The sequence below is a fragment of the Pseudomonas caspiana genome (genome assembly GCF_040224095.2).
Lineage (GTDB): Bacteria > Pseudomonadota > Gammaproteobacteria > Pseudomonadales > Pseudomonadaceae > Aquipseudomonas > Aquipseudomonas caspiana.
In genome coordinates, this window is record NZ_CP167995.1 from 4,265,453 (window position 1) to 4,282,550 (window position 17,098).

The 17,098-nt window shown below is 57.4% G+C and carries 15 protein-coding genes; 8 read left to right on the forward strand and 7 right to left on the reverse strand.

The annotated features are described in order from the left end of the window. Window positions 1-170 precede the first annotated feature (170 nt). The 7 genes from ABRP31_RS19360 (at window position 171) to ABRP31_RS19390 (ending at window position 10,281) form a co-directional block, all read left to right on the forward strand. Window positions 171-839 carry an ABC transporter ATP-binding protein gene (locus ABRP31_RS19360; RefSeq protein ID WP_349972082.1) on the forward strand — a complete coding sequence of 223 codons (669 nt, stop codon included), beginning with the start codon at window positions 171-173 and terminating at the stop codon, window positions 837-839. A gap of 1 nt (window position 840) precedes the next feature. Next, window positions 841-3,321, forward strand: a complete 2,481-nt coding sequence (locus tag ABRP31_RS19365) for an FtsX-like permease family protein (protein ID WP_349972081.1) — start codon at window positions 841-843, stop codon at window positions 3,319-3,321. 10 nt (window positions 3,322-3,331) lie between these two features. Then, the gene (locus ABRP31_RS19370) at window positions 3,332-4,384 is read left to right on the forward strand and encodes a lipocalin-like domain-containing protein (protein WP_372489454.1); all 1,053 of its coding nucleotides are present in this window, start codon (window positions 3,332-3,334) and stop codon (window positions 4,382-4,384) included. A 628-nt stretch (window positions 4,385-5,012) separates the two neighbouring features. After that, window positions 5,013-6,785, forward strand: a complete 1,773-nt coding sequence (locus ABRP31_RS19375; protein ID WP_349972079.1) for an N-acetylglutaminylglutamine amidotransferase — start codon at window positions 5,013-5,015, stop codon at window positions 6,783-6,785. A 3-nt stretch (window positions 6,786-6,788) separates the two neighbouring features. Next, window positions 6,789-8,537 carry an N-acetylglutaminylglutamine synthetase gene (gene ngg / locus ABRP31_RS19380; protein ID WP_349972078.1) on the forward strand — a complete coding sequence of 583 codons (1,749 nt, stop codon included), beginning with the start codon at window positions 6,789-6,791 and terminating at the stop codon, window positions 8,535-8,537. A gap of 128 nt (window positions 8,538-8,665) precedes the next feature. Next, window positions 8,666-9,868 carry an osmoprotectant NAGGN system M42 family peptidase gene (locus tag ABRP31_RS19385; RefSeq protein WP_087265450.1) on the forward strand — a complete coding sequence of 401 codons (1,203 nt, stop codon included), beginning with the start codon at window positions 8,666-8,668 and terminating at the stop codon, window positions 9,866-9,868. A 185-nt stretch (window positions 9,869-10,053) separates the two neighbouring features. Continuing rightward, window positions 10,054-10,281 carry a YheU family protein gene (locus ABRP31_RS19390; RefSeq protein WP_087265449.1) on the forward strand — a complete coding sequence of 76 codons (228 nt, stop codon included), beginning with the start codon at window positions 10,054-10,056 and terminating at the stop codon, window positions 10,279-10,281. On the opposite strand, the gene csrA is transcribed toward ABRP31_RS19390, so the two are convergent. The 4 genes from csrA to ABRP31_RS19410 all read right to left on the reverse strand — a co-directional run bounded on the left by csrA (window position 10,282) and on the right by ABRP31_RS19410 (window position 12,474). Then, window positions 10,282-10,497, reverse strand: a complete 216-nt coding sequence (csrA, locus tag ABRP31_RS19395; protein WP_349972077.1) for a carbon storage regulator CsrA — start codon at window positions 10,495-10,497, stop codon at window positions 10,282-10,284. It lies immediately after the preceding gene. A 150-nt stretch (window positions 10,498-10,647) separates the two neighbouring features. Beyond that, window positions 10,648-10,980 (reverse strand): YnfA family protein, encoded by a 333-nt coding sequence (locus ABRP31_RS19400; protein ID WP_349972089.1) that lies wholly within the window; start codon window positions 10,978-10,980, stop codon window positions 10,648-10,650. Between the two features lie 189 nt (window positions 10,981-11,169). Further along, window positions 11,170-11,985, reverse strand: a complete 816-nt coding sequence (locus ABRP31_RS19405) for an SDR family oxidoreductase (protein ID WP_349972076.1) — start codon at window positions 11,983-11,985, stop codon at window positions 11,170-11,172. Between the two features lie 117 nt (window positions 11,986-12,102). Continuing rightward, complete coding sequence (locus ABRP31_RS19410) at window positions 12,103-12,474, reverse strand: DUF2784 domain-containing protein (protein WP_349972075.1); 372 nt, start codon at window positions 12,472-12,474, stop codon at window positions 12,103-12,105. A 244-nt stretch (window positions 12,475-12,718) separates the two neighbouring features. Between ABRP31_RS19410 and ABRP31_RS19415 the strand changes: the two genes are divergently transcribed. Beyond that, a complete protein-coding gene (locus ABRP31_RS19415) occupies window positions 12,719-12,877 on the forward strand; it encodes a DUF3309 family protein (RefSeq protein ID WP_080238018.1) in 159 nt (52 codons plus the stop codon). A gap of 271 nt (window positions 12,878-13,148) precedes the next feature. On the opposite strand, the gene ABRP31_RS19420 is transcribed toward ABRP31_RS19415, so the two are convergent. The 3 genes from ABRP31_RS19420 to ABRP31_RS19430 all read right to left on the reverse strand — a co-directional run bounded on the left by ABRP31_RS19420 (window position 13,149) and on the right by ABRP31_RS19430 (window position 16,345). Next, window positions 13,149-14,807 carry a cation acetate symporter gene (locus ABRP31_RS19420; protein WP_087265444.1) on the reverse strand — a complete coding sequence of 553 codons (1,659 nt, stop codon included), beginning with the start codon at window positions 14,805-14,807 and terminating at the stop codon, window positions 13,149-13,151. Beyond that, on the reverse strand, window positions 14,804-15,115 hold the full coding sequence (locus ABRP31_RS19425) for a DUF485 domain-containing protein (protein ID WP_349972074.1): 312 nt from the start codon (window positions 15,113-15,115) through the stop codon (window positions 14,804-14,806). The genes ABRP31_RS19420 and ABRP31_RS19425 overlap by 4 nt, the downstream gene beginning before the upstream one ends. Window positions 15,116-15,496: 381 nt before the next feature. Then, window positions 15,497-16,345: a glycine betaine ABC transporter substrate-binding protein gene (locus ABRP31_RS19430; protein ID WP_087265442.1), complete on the reverse strand. Its 849-nt coding sequence runs from the start codon at window positions 16,343-16,345 to the stop codon at window positions 15,497-15,499. Window positions 16,346-17,098: the final 753 nt, after the last annotated feature.

Genomic DNA, 17,098 nt, shown 5'->3' on the forward strand with positions numbered 1-17,098 from the left:
CACCCAGTGGTGGGGCAAGAGCGTTTTGGTTACTTTTGTCTGGGCCGGCTTCCGGATCCATCAAAAGTTACGCGCTGTAAAAGCGCAACCAATATCAGCCGTGATCACAAAACCGGATATGTACACAATATTGCTATCCTCCCCCTCCCAACCCACCACTCGAGTAGCCCATGCTTGAAGTAAAAAACGTCTTCAAGAGCTACGCCACTGCGCAAGGTCCGCTGGCGGTGTTGCGTGGGGTGGATTTATCTCTGCAGAACGGCAGCAGCCTGGCATTGATGGGTGAATCCGGCAGCGGCAAGAGCACGTTGCTGCATCTGGTGGCGGGCCTTGATCAGGCTGACGAAGGGCAGATCGAGATCGCCGGGCAGCGGCTGGATCGCATGAACGAAGCACAACTGGCCAACTGGCGACGCACGGAAATCGGCTTGGTGTTCCAGCAGTTCAACCTGATCGGCAGCCTCAAGGTCGAGGACAATCTGGCGTTTCAGGCGCGGCTGGCTGGGCGTCATGATCCGCAATGGCAGGCACAGCTGGTGGAGCGACTGGGGCTTGGGGATTTGCTCAAGCGCTATCCGGAGCAACTTTCCGGCGGCCAACAGCAGCGAGTAGCCATTGGCCGGGCGCTGGCGTCGCGCCCCGGTTTACTGCTGGCCGATGAACCCACCGGCAACCTCGACGAAGCCACCAGCGATGAAGTCCTGCAATTACTGCTGGACCTGCTGGCCGACAGCTCGACCAGCCTGTTAATGGTGACCCACAGCCCGCGGGTGGCGGAGCGTCTGACTCACAAAGTGATCCTGCATCACGGTCGCCTGGCAACCGGGAGCGGTCGCTGAGGTGCGGGTTTTCTACTGGACACTGCGCGCCCTGCTTAGCCATTGGCGACGTCACCCGGTGCAGTTTTTCAGCGTATTGACCGGCCTTTGGCTGGCAACCGCGCTGTTGACCGGTGTTCAGGCACTCAACAGTCAGGCGCGGCAGAGCTATGCCCAGGCCAGCCAACTGATCGGCGGTGAACCACAAAGCAGTCTGGCCACCGCCAACAACGCGACGTTTTCACAAGATGTATTCATCAACCTGCGCCGTGAGGGCTGGCCCGTATCGCCCGTGGTGCAGGGCCGAATCTTTCTTCAAGGGCTGGAAGACCGTCGTGTGCAACTGATGGGCATCGAGCCGGTGTCATTGCCCAGCGGTACGGCGGTTGCCGGACAGACTCTAGACCTGAACGCAATCGTCGACTTCCTCACGCCGCCCGGCCAGACCTGGATCGCGACCCAGACGCTGCAAGCGCTAGGCCTGCATGAAGGGCAACAACCGCTGACCAGCAACGGCCAGCGCCTGCCACCGCTGCACAGTCGAGTGGATATGGCGCCCGGCGTGTTGGTCACGGATATCGGCTTTGCTCAGCCACTGCTGGACATGCCTCATCACGTGTCGCGTCTGCTGCTGCCCAAAGACTTCGCCGCGAGCAATCCTGTGTTGCCGCCGCAATTGAACGGTCAGCTTCAACTGAAGAAAAGCGGCGAAGAGAACAACCTGACGCGTCTCACCGAAAGCTTCCATCTGAACCTTAACGCCTTGGGCGTATTGGCCTTCATCGTCGGTCTGTTCATCGTGCATGCGGCCATCGGCCTGGCGCTGGAGCAGCGACGCGGACTGCTGCGCAATCTGCGCGCGTGCGGGGTCAGCGCCAGAATGTTGATCTCGGCACTGAGCATGGAACTGGGTGTTCTGGCCTTGCTCGGCGGCCTGCTCGGGATTGCCAGCGGTTATCTGTTGGCGAGTCTGCTGCTGCCCGATGTGGCAGCCAGCCTGCGCGGTTTGTATGGTGCCGAAGTCGCAGGCCAACTGAGCCTGAGCCCGATCTGGTGGCTGGGTGGCCTTGGCTTGAGCGTGCTGGGTGCATTGCTGGCCGGGGCTAACAGTCTGCTGCGCGCGGCGCGTCTGCCCCTGCTGGCGCTGGCCAACCCGCAAGCCTGGCATCAGGCCCACAGCCGCTGGCTGCAACGCCAGGGCTGGGTGGCTGGCGGTGCAGCACTGATTGCATTGGCCGCGCTGGTGCTGGGTGACAGTCTCGCCGCAGGTTTCGTCTTGACGGGCAGTCTATTGCTATCTGCCGCTCTGGGTTTGCCGGTGCTTCTCAATGGTCTGCTCAATACCTTGCTGGGACGCAGCCGTTCAGTGTTGGGCCAATGGTTTCTTGCAGATTGCCGTCAACAACTACCCGCTCTCAGCCTGGCATTGATGGCCTTGTTGCTGGCGCTGGCGGCGAACATCGGCGCGGGGAGCATGACGTCCGGGTTTCGGCAAACCTTCGGCAACTGGCTCGAACAGCGCCTGACTGCCGAGCTGTACGTCACGCCGCAAAACGCGGCCCAAGCCCCTGAAATTCAGGCCTGGCTCAAGCAACAGCCCGAGGTCAGCGCGATACTGCCGAACCGACAGGTGTCGATCCAGCTACAAGGCTGGCCCGCGGACCTGTTCGGTGTGGTGGATCATTCAACCTACCGCGAACATTGGCCGCTGCTGGAGGCTGCCAGTGGCGATCCGTGGGATCAACTGGTCCAGAGTGACAGCGTGATGATCAGCGAACAACTGGCCCGTCGCCTCAAACTGAACGTTGGCGAAAGTCTGGCAATTCCAGTTCCCGACGGCCAATGGACGCCACGCATCGTGGGTATCTACGCCGACTACGGCAATCCCAAGGGTCATCTGCTGGTCAACTCCGAACACCTGCTGCGCCACTGGCCCCAACTGGCTGCCAATCGTTTCAACCTGCGCATCGATCCGGCCGCGGTGCCCGCGCTGCTCAGCGCCCTGCAACAGCGCTTCGCTCTGGACGATAACCACATCATCGATCAGGGCCAGCTCAAAGGCTGGTCCACGCAGATTTTTGAGCGCACCTTCGCCGCCACCGCCGCCCTCAACAGCCTGACGCTGGCCGTGGCGGGCATTGCGTTGTTCATCAGCCTGCTGACCCAGAGTCAAAGCCGTCTCGGCCAACTGGCGCCTTTGTGGGCGCTGGGTGTCACACGACGACAGCTGATGCTGCTCAACCTCGGCCAGACCTGGTTGCTCGCGGTACTGACGCTGGTATTGGCGTTGCCATTGGGCCTGTTACTGGCATGGTGTCTGGATGCAGTGATCAATGTGCAGGCCTTTGGCTGGCGTTTGCCGCTGCATGTATTCCCGCTACAGCTGCTGCAACTGGCCGCGCTGGCACTGCTTGACACCCTCCTCGCCTCCGCATGGCCGCTGTGGAAGCTATCCCGCACTCGCCCGGCCGATCTGCTGAGGACGTTTGCCAGTGAAAACTAATCTCTTGCTCATGCTGATGCTGCTGACCCTTGCTGGCTGCGATAAGCCTGCCGAACCCGAGCAGGGTTTCGCCGGAATGGGTAATCAGGCCGAACAGTTCACGCCGGTCACACCAGGCCGCGAGTTCGCCTTCCCGGCAGATCACGGACCACACCCGAGCTTCCGCATTGAGTGGTGGTATATCACGGCCAATCTCAAAGACGAGCAAGGGCAGAATTTCGGCGTGCAATGGACGCTGTTCCGCAATGCGCTGCGGGCTGGCAACCAGGGTTCCGGCTGGAACGACGGCACGATCTGGATGGGCCATGCCGCCGTGACCTCAGCCACGCAGCACTACGCGGCGGAGCGTTATGCCCGCGGTGGCGTCGAGCAAGCGGGCGTGAACCTTGCGCCGTTTTCGGCCTGGATAGACGACTGGAAACTGCACAGCACGTCGCCCACAGCAGACCCGTTGAGCGACATGCAACTTCAGGCCAAGGGTCCGCAGTTCGCTTATCAACTTAACCTGACGTCCAGCAAACCGCTGGTGTTGCAAGGCACACAGGGTTTCAGTCAGAAATCCGAGCAGGGCCAGGCTTCGTACTACTACAGTCAGCCCTATTTTCAGGCCGAGGGCGACCTGACCATCGCTGGCAAACGCTATCAAGTCAGCGGCCCTGCGTGGCTGGATCGCGAATGGAGCAGCCAGCCGCTAACCGCGAACCAGACCGGCTGGGACTGGTTCTCGGTGCACTTGGACAGCGGCGAAGAACTGATGCTGTATCGCATGCGCCAGAAACAGGGTGAGCCGTATCTGACGGGCACATGGATCAACGCTGACGGCAGCACTCAGTTGCTGACCGCCAAAGACATCAGCCTGTCGCCATTGGCCAATACCCGCGTTGCAGGTCACGACATGCCCACTCGCTGGTCGGTAAAGATTCCCGGCAAGGGTCTGGAGATCATTACCGAAGCGCTGAACCCCAAGGCCTGGATGGATTTGCAGATCCCCTACTGGGAAGGCCCGATTACCTTGAGTGGCAGTCATAAGGGCGTGGGTTATCTGGAGATAACCGGCTATTGATCCCTCGCTTTAAACCAGACTCGGGACCGGTAGGAGCGAACTTGTTCGCGAGAGGTTTCACGCGGTGATTCAGGCACGCTGCCCTCGCGAACAAGTTCGCTCCTACCGGATTGCGGTTCCGCGCACGTGGGTGTAGGCCTCCAGCGGATGGACCTGCGAACGCCTTGAGTGGCAGCCATAAAGCGATGCGACTAATCAATGGTAGGAGCGAACTCGTTCGCGAGAAGCTTCACGCGGTGATTCAGGCAAACCGCCCTCGCGAACAAGTTCGCTCCTGCCGGGTTGCGGTTCCGCGCACGTGGGTGTAGGCCTCTAGCGGATGGACCTGCGAACGCCTTGAGTGGCAGCCAATAAAGCGATGCCTGTGATCTCAAGCAGACTAATCAATGGTAGGAGCGAACTTGTTCGCGAGAGGCTTCACGCGGTGATTCAGGCACACCGCCCTCGCGAACAAGTTCGCTCCTGCCAGCTGGTGTGGGCCTCACATGAGCTTGGCTGCTATAGATATTCGGCTAGCCAACACCTGCTTATAACCGATTGATCTAAAACTCCCCCGTTTCCCATGGGTCAGTTTCTGGGTGGCTGCACTTTCTCAGCCTCCTCCCCAACGGAAAACCGGTAAGGACTTATGTGCGGATTAGCAGGTGAACTACGTTTCGACCATCAACCAGCGGATCTGGCCGCTGTTGAACGCATTACCCATGAGCTGGCGCCTCGCGGCCCGGATGCGTGGGGGTTTCATAGCCAGGGGCCGATTGCCCTTGGTCATCGCCGCCTGAAAATCATGGACCTGTCGGACGGATCGGCGCAGCCAATGATCGACAGTCACCTTGGCCTGTCCATGGCCTTCAACGGTGCGATTTATAACTATCCGGAACTGCGCACCGAGCTGCAAAGCATGGGTTATCAGTTCCATTCCGAAGGCGACACCGAGGTGTTGCTCAAGGGTTATCACGCCTGGGGCGTTGATATGCTGCCCAAGCTCAATGGCATGTTCGCTTTCGCGATCTGGAATCGCGACACGCAAGAGCTGTTCATTGCTCGCGACCGTCTGGGTGTCAAGCCGCTGTATTTCTCGCGCACTGACAAACGCCTGCGTTTCGCCTCGACGCTGCCCGCTCTGCTCAAGGGCGGCGACATCAGCGGCATGCTCGACCCGGTAGCGCTCAACCATTACCTGAACTTCCACGCTGTGGTCCCTGCCCCGCGCACATTGCTTGCCGGTGTGGAAAAACTCGCGCCTGCCAGCTGGATGCGCATCGACGCACATGGCAAGACCGAGCAGAAAGTCTGGTGGCGTCTGCCTTACGGTCCACACGCTGACGAGACCCACCTCACTCTGGAAGACTGGCGTGATCGTGTGCTCGACAGCACTCGCGAAGCCGTTGCTATTCGTCAACGTGCTGCAGTTGATGTCGGCGTGCTGCTTTCCGGCGGCGTCGATTCGAGCATGCTGGTTGGATTGCTGCGTGAAGTCGGTGTCGAGAACCTGTCGACCTTCTCCATCGGCTTTCAGGATGCAGGCGGCGAGCGTGGCGACGAATTCCAGTATTCGGACCTGATCGCCAAGCATTACGGCACCAATCACCACCAGTTGCGCATTCAGGAACACGAGATCATCGAGCAATTGCCTGCGGCGTTCCGTGCCATGAGCGAACCGATGGTCAGCCACGACTGCATCGCTTTTTACCTGCTGTCCCGTGAAGTCGCCAAACATTGCAAAGTGGTGCAAAGCGGCCAGGGTGCAGACGAGCTGTTCGGCGGTTATCACTGGTATCCGCAAGTGGATGGCGCAGCCGACCCGGTTGCAGCGTATCGCGATGCGTTCGTCGACCGCAGCTACGACGAATACGCGGCCACGGTGCAGCCCAAGTGGCTGACTGCCAATGATGCAGCAGGCGACTTCGTTCGGGAGCACTTCGCTCAGCCGGGCGCCGATGCTGCAGTCGACAAAGCTTTGCGTCTGGACAGCACGATCATGCTGGTTGATGACCCGGTCAAACGCGTGGACAACATGACCATGGCCTGGGGCCTGGAGGCGCGTACACCGTTCCTCGACTATCGACTGGTGGAGTTGTCGGCGCGTGTTCCCGGCAAATTCAAGCTGCCCGATGGCGGCAAACAGGTCCTGAAAGAAGCTGCACGTCTGGTCATACCTTCGGAAGTCATCGACCGTAAAAAAGGCTACTTCCCGGTACCGGGCCTCAAGCATCTTGAAGGTGCCACGCTGGGCTGGGTACGCGACTTGCTGGTGGACCCAAGCCAGGATCGCGGCCTGTTCAACCCGGCCATGATCGACAAACTGTTGACCAACCCGGAAGGTCAACTGACTCCTCTGCGCGGCTCGAAGTTGTGGCAGTTGGCAGCGCTGAACCTGTGGCTCAGCGAACAAGGACTTTAATTGATGAAACAGCATTCGACGACATACAGCCAGCGCCTGCTGCGCGGTCAGTCGCCATCGTATGAACGTCTTCAGGCGCGATTTGCCGAAGACGGCAGCGACACTGACGCCACGCCGCTTGCGCTGCATTGCGGCTGGGGGCGGTTGCTGATCGGTCATACCTATCCCGACCCGGCTGCACTGGCCAACGAACTGCTCAACGAGAAACCGGGCGAGCGCGACATCGCTCTGTATGTAGCCGCGCCGCAGCAGGTGCTGGCTCAATCGCCGCAGCAGCTGTTTCTCGACCCGTCGGACACTCTGCGCCTGTGGTTCAGCGATTACCGCCCGTCGCAGCGTGTTTTTCGAGGCTTTCGTATTCGACGTGCGCAGAACAGCGCTGACTGGCAGGCGATCAACAATCTGTACATCGCCCGCGGCATGCTACCCATTGATCCCGAACTGCTGACGCCACGTCATCAGGGCGGACCGGTGTACTGGCTGGCCGAAGACGAAACGACTAACGCGGTGATCGGCAGCGTGATGGGCCTTAATCACCACAAGGCCTTTCATGATCCAGAAAACGGCAGCAGCCTCTGGTGCCTGGCGGTAGATCCTCAATGCACACGCCCTGGCGTTGGTGAAGTGCTGGTGCGCCATCTCGTTGAGCACTTCATGAGCCGTGGTCTGAGCTATCTGGACTTGTCAGTGCTGCATGACAACCATCAAGCCAAGGCTTTGTATGCCAAGCTCGGCTTCCGTAATTTGCCGACCTTCGCCATCAAGCGCAAAAACGGTATCAACGAAGTGCTGTTCCTCGGTCCCGGCCCGCAAGCGGATTTCAATCCGTACGCGCGGATTATTGTTGAAGAAGCTCATCGTCGCGGTATCGAAGTGCAGGTTGATGATGCCGAAGCCGGTTTGTTTACGCTGGCTTATGGCGGACGCCGGATTCGCTGCCGGGAATCCCTAAGCGACCTGACCAGTGCAGTCAGCATGACCTTGTGTCAGGACAAAAGCTTGACGCATAAAGCGCTGAAAGCGGCAGGTTTGAAGCTGCCGGCCCAGCAACGGGCAGGTGACGAAGAAGCTGATCTGGCGTTCCTTGAGGAGCACCAGCAGATCGTCGTCAAACCGCTGGATGGCGAACAGGGCCAGGGCGTTGCTGTGAACTTGCGCACTCCGGAGGAAATGCACGGCGCCATTGAGCGTGCCAGACAGTTCGATACCCGCGTCATTCTGGAGAGCTTCCATGAAGGGCTGGATCTACGCATTGTCGTGATCGGTTTTGAAGTAGTCGCCGCCGCCATTCGCCGCCCTGCGGAAGTGGTGGGCGACGGTCGCCACACGATTGGTCAACTGATCGAAGCCCAAAGTCGTCGCCGCGCTGCAGCAACCAGTGGCGAAAGCAAGATCCCCATGGATGAAGAAACCGAGCGTACGGTGCGCGACGCGGGTTATGACTTCGACAGTGTCTTGCCGATGGACGAACGCCTCGCAGTGCGCCGTACCGCCAACCTGCACACCGGTGGCTGCCTGGAAGACGTAACGTCGATTCTGCATCCGGTGCTCAGCGACGCTGCTGTCCGTGCAGCTCGCGCGCTGGATATCCCGGTGGTGGGCCTGGACCTGATGGTTCCTGCTGCCGATCAGCCCGAGTATGTATTTATCGAAGCTAACGAACGGGTTGGCCTGGCCAACCATGAACCGCAACCAACGGCAGAGAAATTCGTTGATCTGCTGTTCCCGCACAGCTTGCCTGCGCACGTGTGAATTGTTTGCCGCGCCGATCCCTGTAGGAGCTGCCAAAGGCTGCGAACGCGATTTAAAGCCCAATCGCAGCCTTCGGCAGTTCCTACAGAAAAACGGTGTGAAGCTTTAGCATTTTGAGGAGTACCCCAATGACCACTGCAAATAAAATCCCCGAACCGGATCTGAACTACCTGCAGAAAGTCCTGTTGGAAATGCTCGCGATCCCAAGCCCGACAGGCTTCACCGACACCATCGTGCGCTACGTCGCCGAGCGTCTGGAAGAACTGGGCATCCCTTTTGAATTGACCCGTCGCGGCACGATTCGCGCCACATTGAAGGGCAAGCAAAACAGCCCTGACCGCGCAGTTTCTGCGCACCTGGACACCATTGGCGCAGCCGTGCGTGAAGTCAAAGACAACGGTCGCTTGTCACTGGCACCCATTGGTTGCTGGTCGAGCCGCTTCGCCGAAGGCAGCCGCGTCAGCGTGTTCACCGATCACGGCGTGATTCGCGGTAGCGTGCTGCCGCTGATGGCGTCCGGTCATGCATTCAATACTGCTGTCGATGAGATGCCCATCAGTTGGGATCACGTCGAGCTGCGCCTTGATGCCTACAGCACCACCAAAGCCGATTGTGAATCGCTGGGGGTTGGCATTGGTGACTTCGTGGCCTTTGATCCATTGCCGGAATTCACCGAAAGCGGTCATATCAGCGCCCGCCATCTGGACGACAAAGCCGGTGTCGCCGCCTTGCTGGCAGCGCTCAAGGCCATCGTCGACAGTGGCGCCGAGCCGCAGATCGACTGCCATCCGCTGTTCACGATTACCGAGGAAACCGGCACCGGCGCTGCAGGTGTACTGCCTTGGGATGTCAGTGAGTTCGTCGGCATTGACATCGCACCGGTCGCCCCTGGCCAGCACTCCAGCGAACATGCGGTCAGCGTGGCGATGCAGGATTCCGGCGGCCCTTACGACTATCACCTGTCCCGTCACCTGCTGCGCCTGGGGAGTGAAAATGAACTGCCGGTGCGTCGTGACATGTTCCGCTACTACTTCAGCGATGCTCATTCGGCGGTCACCGCAGGCCACGATATCCGCACCGCCCTGCTCGCGTTTGGTTGCGATGCCACTCATGGTTACGAGCGCACCCACATCGACAGCCTCGCCGCGCTGAGCCGTCTACTGGGCGCTTACATGCTAAGTCCGCCAGTTTTTGCCAGCGATGCACAACCGGCGCAGTCTTCCCTGGAGCGCTTCAGTCATCAGATCGAGCACGACACCCAGATGGAAACCGACACCCGCGTGCCGAGTGTGGACAGCCTGGTTGGGCAGCATCGGGAAGAGGTGGAGTAACAAACCCCTGCTTGAAATATGTCCAGTGGGAGCCGAGCTTGCTCGCGATAAACGATAACGTGGTATGCCTGCCTACTGCGCTAGCCTTATCGCGGGCAAGCCTCGCATAGGTAAAACCACGATTATTCCCCTGCATTTTCCAGACATCGGCACTATCATCGCCGGGAATTGATGCGAGAACGCCCATGCTGATCCCCCACGACCAACTCGAAGCAGACACCCTTACGCGCCTGATTGAAGACTTTGTCACCCGCGACGGCACCGACAATGGCGATGAAACGCCTTTGGAAACCCGCGTTTTACGTGTACGTCATGCGTTGAGCAAAGGCCAGGCGGTGATTTTTTTCGACCTGGAAAGTCAACAGTGTCAGCTCATGCTCAAACATGATGTACCCAAAGAGTTTTTCGACTAATCAGGAGTCGGTGTCAGGCACTTGCGGCCCTGCCTTTGCCGCCTGTTGCGAATTCCTTTGGGCGATACGCTTGTAGACCTCTGCCCGATGGACCTTGACGTCCTTGGGCGCTTCGATGCCCAAGCGTATCTGGTTACCGTTGATGGCGAGGATCTGTACGGTGACCTCATCGCCGATCGAAAATACCTCCCCAATATCGCGCATTATCACCAGCATTTTTCTACTCTCTTATTGTTAACCGGAGGGCAGATTGCATGGCCTGTCTGCAGGCATCAATTGGCTAGAAGTAAATCAGTAACGTCCTTCACCCCCATCGGATCGAGCCGACAGAAACGTCTTACTTGAAGATCAATCAGGTAGGAAAAGTTACGGCGCGGACCAGCGCGGACCGAACAAGATGATGCTTGCACCGATCACACAGAGCGCCGCACCCAACCAGTCTGATGTCATTGGCCTGACACGCTCGATGATCCCCAGCCACGCAATGGAAGCGACGATATAGATTCCGCCATAGGCCGCATAGGCACGACCGGCATATGCCGCTTCGACTCGAGTGAGCAAGACTGCAAAAAAGGTCAGGCTGATCAGCGCCGGAATCACCCACAGCGCGCTTTTACCCTGGCGCAGCCACATCCAGAACGCATAACAGCCGGCGATCTCAAACAGAGCCGCCAGGAAAAACCAGAAATAGTTGAGCACAGACATTCTCTTCAACGGTCGCGATGGATGGCCGCAACCGTATCAGAAAAACCTCATGCGGACTCGTAAGAGCTGTGGGAGCTGGGCTTGCCCGCGATAGGGTCAACCTTATTTACAGGCATGCACCGAGTTATCGTTTATCGCGGGCAAGCCCGGCTCCCACAGAGACTGCATTTCATCGTCGGTAATCTATTCCCTGCCCTGTCGCGCCTTGGCCCGCATCTTCGCGCACATGCTGGTCATCTCGTCATACAGCGCCTGTGGATTCTTCTGTTTCAGTTGCCAGGCCATGCGCCCTTGCTCGTGCGGCAGGATCATGAATTGGCCCTGGGCAACCTGGTCGTAAATGTATTCAGCAATATCCGATGCAGTAATCGGTGAGCTTTCCAGCAGTTTGCCTACCTGAGCTTTCATTGCCGGAGTTGGCCCGCGGAAGGAGTCCAGCAGATTGGTCTGAAAAAACGACGGACACACCACATGCACCCCGACCTCTTGTTCGCTTAGCTCGACCAGCAAGCTTTCCGAAAGCGCCACCACGCCGGCTTTGGCGACGTTGTAATTACTCATCGCCGGCCCCTGCATCAATGCAGCCATGGACGCAATATTGATGATTTTGCCTTTACTTGCCTCCAGCATCGGCAGGAAAGCTTTGCAGCCTTTGACCACTCCCATGAGATTGATTGCGATCTGCCAGTCCCAATCTTCCAGGGACAGCTCGTTGAAAAAACCACCCGAGGCCACACCGGCGTTGTTGACGATAATGTCGATGCCGCCAAACTTTTCCTCGCAAGCCTGAGCCAGTGCCGTTAGCTGGCTGTAGTCGCGTACATCGCAGCGCTGAACAAACCCGTCACCACCCGCCTCGCGCACAGATTTGAGGGTTTCCTGCAAACCAGCATCGTTGACGTCAGACAATGCCAGACGCCAGCCCTCGCGGGCCCAGCGTAGAGCGATTTCGCGACCCAGGCCGGAACCTGCGCCGGTGATCATGATGCGATTTTGCATAGAAAACGCCTTGTGGTTGAGGGCTCATGTTTTTTACCAAGTGAGCCCAGTGTAACCACGAGGATCGTCGCTTCGACCTAACATCAGAACGCTGAATGACACGGGCAAACCCACGGCCTACGTGCCTTTGCGCCGCAAACGAGTGATCAGCCAGCCATACGCAACAAGGTTGCAACCCAGTACCACACCGCCCAGCCACAACTGGATCTGCGGTGTAAGGCCTGCCGGGTAGATCAGTGCGATCAGGTAATGCTCGATGAAGCCAGCCTCGTAACCCGCGCCGCCAGCGCGAACGCGCAGTGCATTTTCCAGAGGCGTCAGCGGACAGTAGAGGTGAAAAAACTCCTCCACCGCCCCCCAGATCATCGCGGGGATATGCAGCACCACCAGCCACCGCCAGCGCAAAACCAGCAGTGCGCCAAACAGCACGAACACGATGAACAGGAGATGGATGACCAATACAGCATCAGCACCCAGTCGGTAGAACATAAAAAAGTCCTCAGCCAGAGCGGCCCGACACACCGTTGAAAAATGAAAACAGTTACAGAGGTTTAAAGTTCAACTTGATTTTGGCACTTATAAACTTTTTTCAAAATGTAAACTTTCTCACGTTTCCGATGGACTTTTTCCGAACGCCTACAGTCGGATCATTCAAGCAGCACAAACTTTATGCCATCGGGCGGAAGCTTGAACTGTTCTAGCCATCTACCAAGAACTAAGGAAGGAATTCATCATGGGCATCGGCACTATTCTTATCATCGTCCTGATTCTGCTGTTGATTGGCGGTCTGCCAGTATTCCCGCACTCCCGCAGCTGGGGCTACGGTCCGTCGGGCATCATCGGTACCGTACTGGTGATTCTGCTGATTCTGGTGTTGCTGGGACGGATATAACGTTCCCACGCCAGCAGTAAAACAGCCCCGCTTATAGCGGGGCTTTTTATTGGGTTGATAACTAACCAGGCTCCAATTCTGAACTAGTAAAACGCACCTGATTATCTAACCCAACTAGTTTCTGTAGAAGCGCACGAGGGCCGCGAGGCCGCGATAGCGTTGTGTCTGACACACCGCCATCGCGACCGCCGTAACCTTTGATGACTCTTACAGAATCAAGCAACAAAAAAGCAGCCCGAAGGCTGCTTTCTTGTAGAGCACTTATTACTGTTTAGTGCGACGACGCGCCGCTGGCACCCAGGCCAGTCTGCGAGCGGACGAACTGCGGGTAGAACAAGGCGCGCTCGTCTTCCCCTGCTTTGGACTTGTCGGTAATCGAGAAGAACCAGATACCCACGAATGCGATGGCGATAGAGAACAGCGCCGGGTATTCGTACGGGAAGATGGGTTTCGGATTATGCAGGATCGAAACCCAGATGGTTGGGCCAAGAATCATCAGCACCACAGCACTGATCAAGCCCATCCAGCCACCAATCATGGCGCCACGGGTGGTCAGTTTTTTCCAGTACATGGAGAGCAACAGTACCGGGAAGTTACAGCTGGCTGCGATGGAGAACGCCAGGCCGACCATGAACGCGATGTTCTGGCTTTCGAAAGCGATACCCAGAAGGATTGCCACAACTGCCAGAGCAATCGTAGTCATCTTCGAGACACGGATTTCGTCCTTCTCGTTGGCTTTACCGGCTTTGATCACGCTTGCATACAGGTCGTGGGACACTGCCGAAGCACCCGCCAGGGTCAGACCGGCAACAACGGCCAGAATGGTCGCGAACGCTACTGCCGAGATAAAGCCAAGGAACAGACTGCCACCCACCGCATCGGCAAGGTGCACCGCTGCCATGTTGTTACCACCCAACAAAGCGCCCGCTGCATCTTTGAACGCCGGGTTGGTGCTGACCAGCAGGATCGCGCCGAAGCCGATAATGAAGGTCAGGATGTAGAAGTAACCGATGAATCCCGTTGCGTAGAACACCGACTTGCGAGCTTCTTTAGCATCGCTCACGGTGAAGAAGCGCATCAGAATGTGTGGCAGACCTGCGGTACCGAACATCAGTGCCAGGCCCAGGGAGAACGCCGAGATCGGATCTTTCACCAGACCGCCCGGGCTCATGATCGCTTCACCTTTAGGGTGAACCTTGACCGCCTCGGCGAACAGCAGGTTGAAATCGAAGTTGACGTGCTTCATCACCATCAGCGCCATGAACGACGCACCGGAGAGCAGCATGACTGCCTTGATGATCTGTACCCAGGTGGTAGCCAGCATGCCGCCGAACAGCACATACAGGCACATCAGAATACCGACCAGAATTACCGCAACGGTGTAGTCAAGACCGAACAACAGCTGGATCAACTTACCGGCACCCACCATCTGCGCAATCAGGTAGAACGCAACCACCACCAGAGAACCGCAGGCGGACAGGGTGCGAATTTCTTTCTGCTTGAGACGATAGGACGCCACGTCAGCAAAGGTGTATTTACCCAGGTTACGCAGGCGTTCGGCGATCAGGAACAGAATGATCGGCCAGCCCACCAGGAAGCCGATCGAATAGATCAGGCCGTCATAACCGGAGGTGTACACCAGCGCGGAAATACCCAGGAAGGACGCCGCCGACATGTAGTCACCGGCGATGGCCAGACCGTTTTGAAAACCGGTAATCTTGCCGCCCGCAGAGTAATAGTCCGATGCTGTCTTGTTCTTTTTCGATGCCCAGTAAGTGATGTACAGCGTGAACGCAACGAACACCAGGAACATGACAATCGCCGAGGTGTTCAACGGTTGCTTTTGCACAGCGCCCGTCAACGCATCTGCCGCCCAGAGCGACGGTGCGAAGGCAGCCAGGCCGAATACTGCTGATAGACGCCCGATCATTGCTGTGCCTCCTTCAGGATGGCGTTGTTCAGGTCATCGAACTCACCGTTGGCACGGCGAACGTAGATGCCAGTCAGCACGAATGCAGACAGGATCAGGCCGACCCCAATCGGCATTCCCCAGGTAATAGTCGAAGTAGCGCTAATTTTCGCGCCCAGAATGTGTGGTCCATAAGCAATCAAAAGGATGAAAGCGGCATAGAGCCCAAGCATGATCGCCGAAAGAATCCAGGCGAAACGCTCCCTTTTGGATACCAGCTCCTTGAAACGGGGGCTGTTTTGAATCGAGAGGTAAATGCTGTCGTTCATTGTTTTTGTCCTCGCAGCACAGATGAGATGTCACACATTGCACTTTAGTCCGGTCTGGCAAGCGCTCCAGACGACCTTAGTATTAGAACGACATTGCGGGCTGAAACCGGGCCTAAGGAATAGCGCGGACTATGTGGGAGCGAGGCTTGCCTGCGATACATGAGACGCAGCAGGAAGCTATACCGCGTTATCGTTTATCGCGAGCACGCTCGGCTCCCACAGCAGAATACGATTTCACATGGGTGGTGCCTGGCCTGGGCCGCATTCCGACGATGCAAGAGATGCAAGTGGAAAACACACCGTTATCGTTTATAGCCGGCACAAAAAAACCGCCCGGTCGTTAAACCGGGCGGTTCTTGTTTTTCCGTCAGACGTGGCAGTTTATTTGCCAGTCCACTCCTTCACGCGATCAGGGTTCTTGGCAACCCAGGCCTCGGCTGCGGCTTCAGGTTTAGCGCCGTCCTGGATGGCCAGCATGACTTCGCCGATTTCATCCTTGGACTTCCACTGGAATTTCTTCAGGAACTCGGCGACTTCCGGTGCTTTAGTCGCCAGCTCTTTGCTGCCGACGCTGTCAACGGTTTCAGCCGCGCCATAAACACCTTTTGGGTCTTCAAGGAACTTGAGCTTCCACTTGGCGAACATCCAGTGCGGCACCCAGCCAGTTACTGCGATGGACTCCTTCTTGTTTTCAGCACGAGTCAGCTCGGCAATCATCCCGGCACCGGAACTGGCCTGCAGCTTGTAACCGTCCAGACCGTAATCCTTGATCGCCTGATCGGTTTTGATCATGACGCCCGAGCCTGCATCAATACCGACAATTTTCTTCTTGAAGGATGCATCGGTCTTGAGGTCTTCAATACTGTTGGCTTTCACGTACTCAGGCACGATCAGACCGATCTTGGCGTCTTTGAAGTTGGAGCCATAGTTCACAACGTTGTCTTTGTTCTTTGCCAGATACTCGCCATGAGTCACCGGCAGCCATGCCGACAGCATCATGTCCAGCTTGCCCGTCGCGACGCCCTGCCACATGATCCCGGCCGCAACTGCCTGCAGTTTTACGTCATAACCCAACTTTTGCTTGATCACTACAGCGGCGACGTTGGTCGTCGCAACGCTGTCGGACCAACCGTCTACGTAACCGATACTCACTTCTTTGGCATGTGCCAGAGTGGAACTGACAGCAAGTGCCAGAGCCGCACCCACGCCCAGGATTTTCCGCATCTTCATCGTTACTTCCCCGGTAGTCTCGCGCCCGACAATGGGGTCAGGCGTCGTTAACGTTTTTATAAAGACCGCAGTCCGCGCCCAGCCTTGGAGCACCGCGCACTTTTTCACGCCTCAGTGACTCGGCGAACGATGGCATGCACCGTATCGCCCCTTGATCATCAACCCGCAGGGCAATACGACATGCTCTGTCAACGACATCAAGACACGGAGAAACGACATCGACGTGCCATCAGCGACCACCTTGTCGTAAAACCCCTTATTTCCGTCCGAAAATTGCATGTCGAACGTCAGCCGGAGGCGCAGCCTGTTGTGAAAATCCGGCGCATGTTCACAGGCAATGCATCGCCCCGGTTCACCCGATCATCACCTGCCAACGACCGCTACCGGGTAACGCGCTTTGATGACAGGAGTGTTACCGCCACCCCGTCAATCGCTGTAACAGCGTGTAACACGGGAACATTTTAACAAGCGCTCACCTCTTGCCAGATATCAAAAAAAACATAACCCATTGATTTTTAGAGATTTATAAAAGTTGGCACAGCTTCTGCTATATCTCTGGCATAACAAGAATAAAAATGCAGTACACCTAATAAGAACAAGACGTATCGGCTCTGACATAACAAGAACAAAGGCACAGAGACGCAGCTAACAGATTTTTTTGGAGTGGATCAGCTTCACAGAGATGCCTTCGGGCTCTCGCAACCGGGCAGAGAACAATAAAACTACCTTCAGGTAGCTCCCGAACTGGTTGGA

Bases quoted from the DNA above. Each gene is read 5' to 3' on its own strand.
- ABRP31_RS19360 (WP_349972082.1), top strand. From the start codon at position 171: ATGCTTGAAGTAAAAAACGTCTTCAAGAGCTACGCCACTGCGCAAGGT.
- ABRP31_RS19405 (WP_349972076.1), bottom strand. From the start codon at position 11,985: ATGCAAAATCGCATCATGATCACCGGCGCAGGTTCCGGCCTGGGTCGC.
- ABRP31_RS19375 (WP_349972079.1), top strand. From the start codon at position 5,013: ATGTGCGGATTAGCAGGTGAACTACGTTTCGACCATCAACCAGCGGAT.
- ABRP31_RS19370 (WP_372489454.1), top strand. From the start codon at position 3,332: ATGCTGATGCTGCTGACCCTTGCTGGCTGCGATAAGCCTGCCGAACCC.
- csrA (WP_349972077.1), bottom strand. From the start codon at position 10,497: ATGCTGGTGATAATGCGCGATATTGGGGAGGTATTTTCGATCGGCGAT.
- ABRP31_RS19410 (WP_349972075.1), bottom strand. From the start codon at position 12,474: ATGTTCTACCGACTGGGTGCTGATGCTGTATTGGTCATCCATCTCCTG.
- ABRP31_RS19390 (WP_087265449.1), top strand. From the start codon at position 10,054: ATGCTGATCCCCCACGACCAACTCGAAGCAGACACCCTTACGCGCCTG.
- ABRP31_RS19430 (WP_087265442.1), bottom strand. From the start codon at position 16,345: ATGAAGATGCGGAAAATCCTGGGCGTGGGTGCGGCTCTGGCACTTGCT.
- ABRP31_RS19385 (WP_087265450.1), top strand. From the start codon at position 8,666: ATGACCACTGCAAATAAAATCCCCGAACCGGATCTGAACTACCTGCAG.
- ABRP31_RS19425 (WP_349972074.1), bottom strand. From the start codon at position 15,115: ATGAACGACAGCATTTACCTCTCGATTCAAAACAGCCCCCGTTTCAAG.
- ABRP31_RS19420 (WP_087265444.1), bottom strand. From the start codon at position 14,807: ATGATCGGGCGTCTATCAGCAGTATTCGGCCTGGCTGCCTTCGCACCG.
- ABRP31_RS19415 (WP_080238018.1), top strand. From the start codon at position 12,719: ATGGGCATCGGCACTATTCTTATCATCGTCCTGATTCTGCTGTTGATT.
- ngg (WP_349972078.1), top strand. From the start codon at position 6,789: ATGAAACAGCATTCGACGACATACAGCCAGCGCCTGCTGCGCGGTCAG.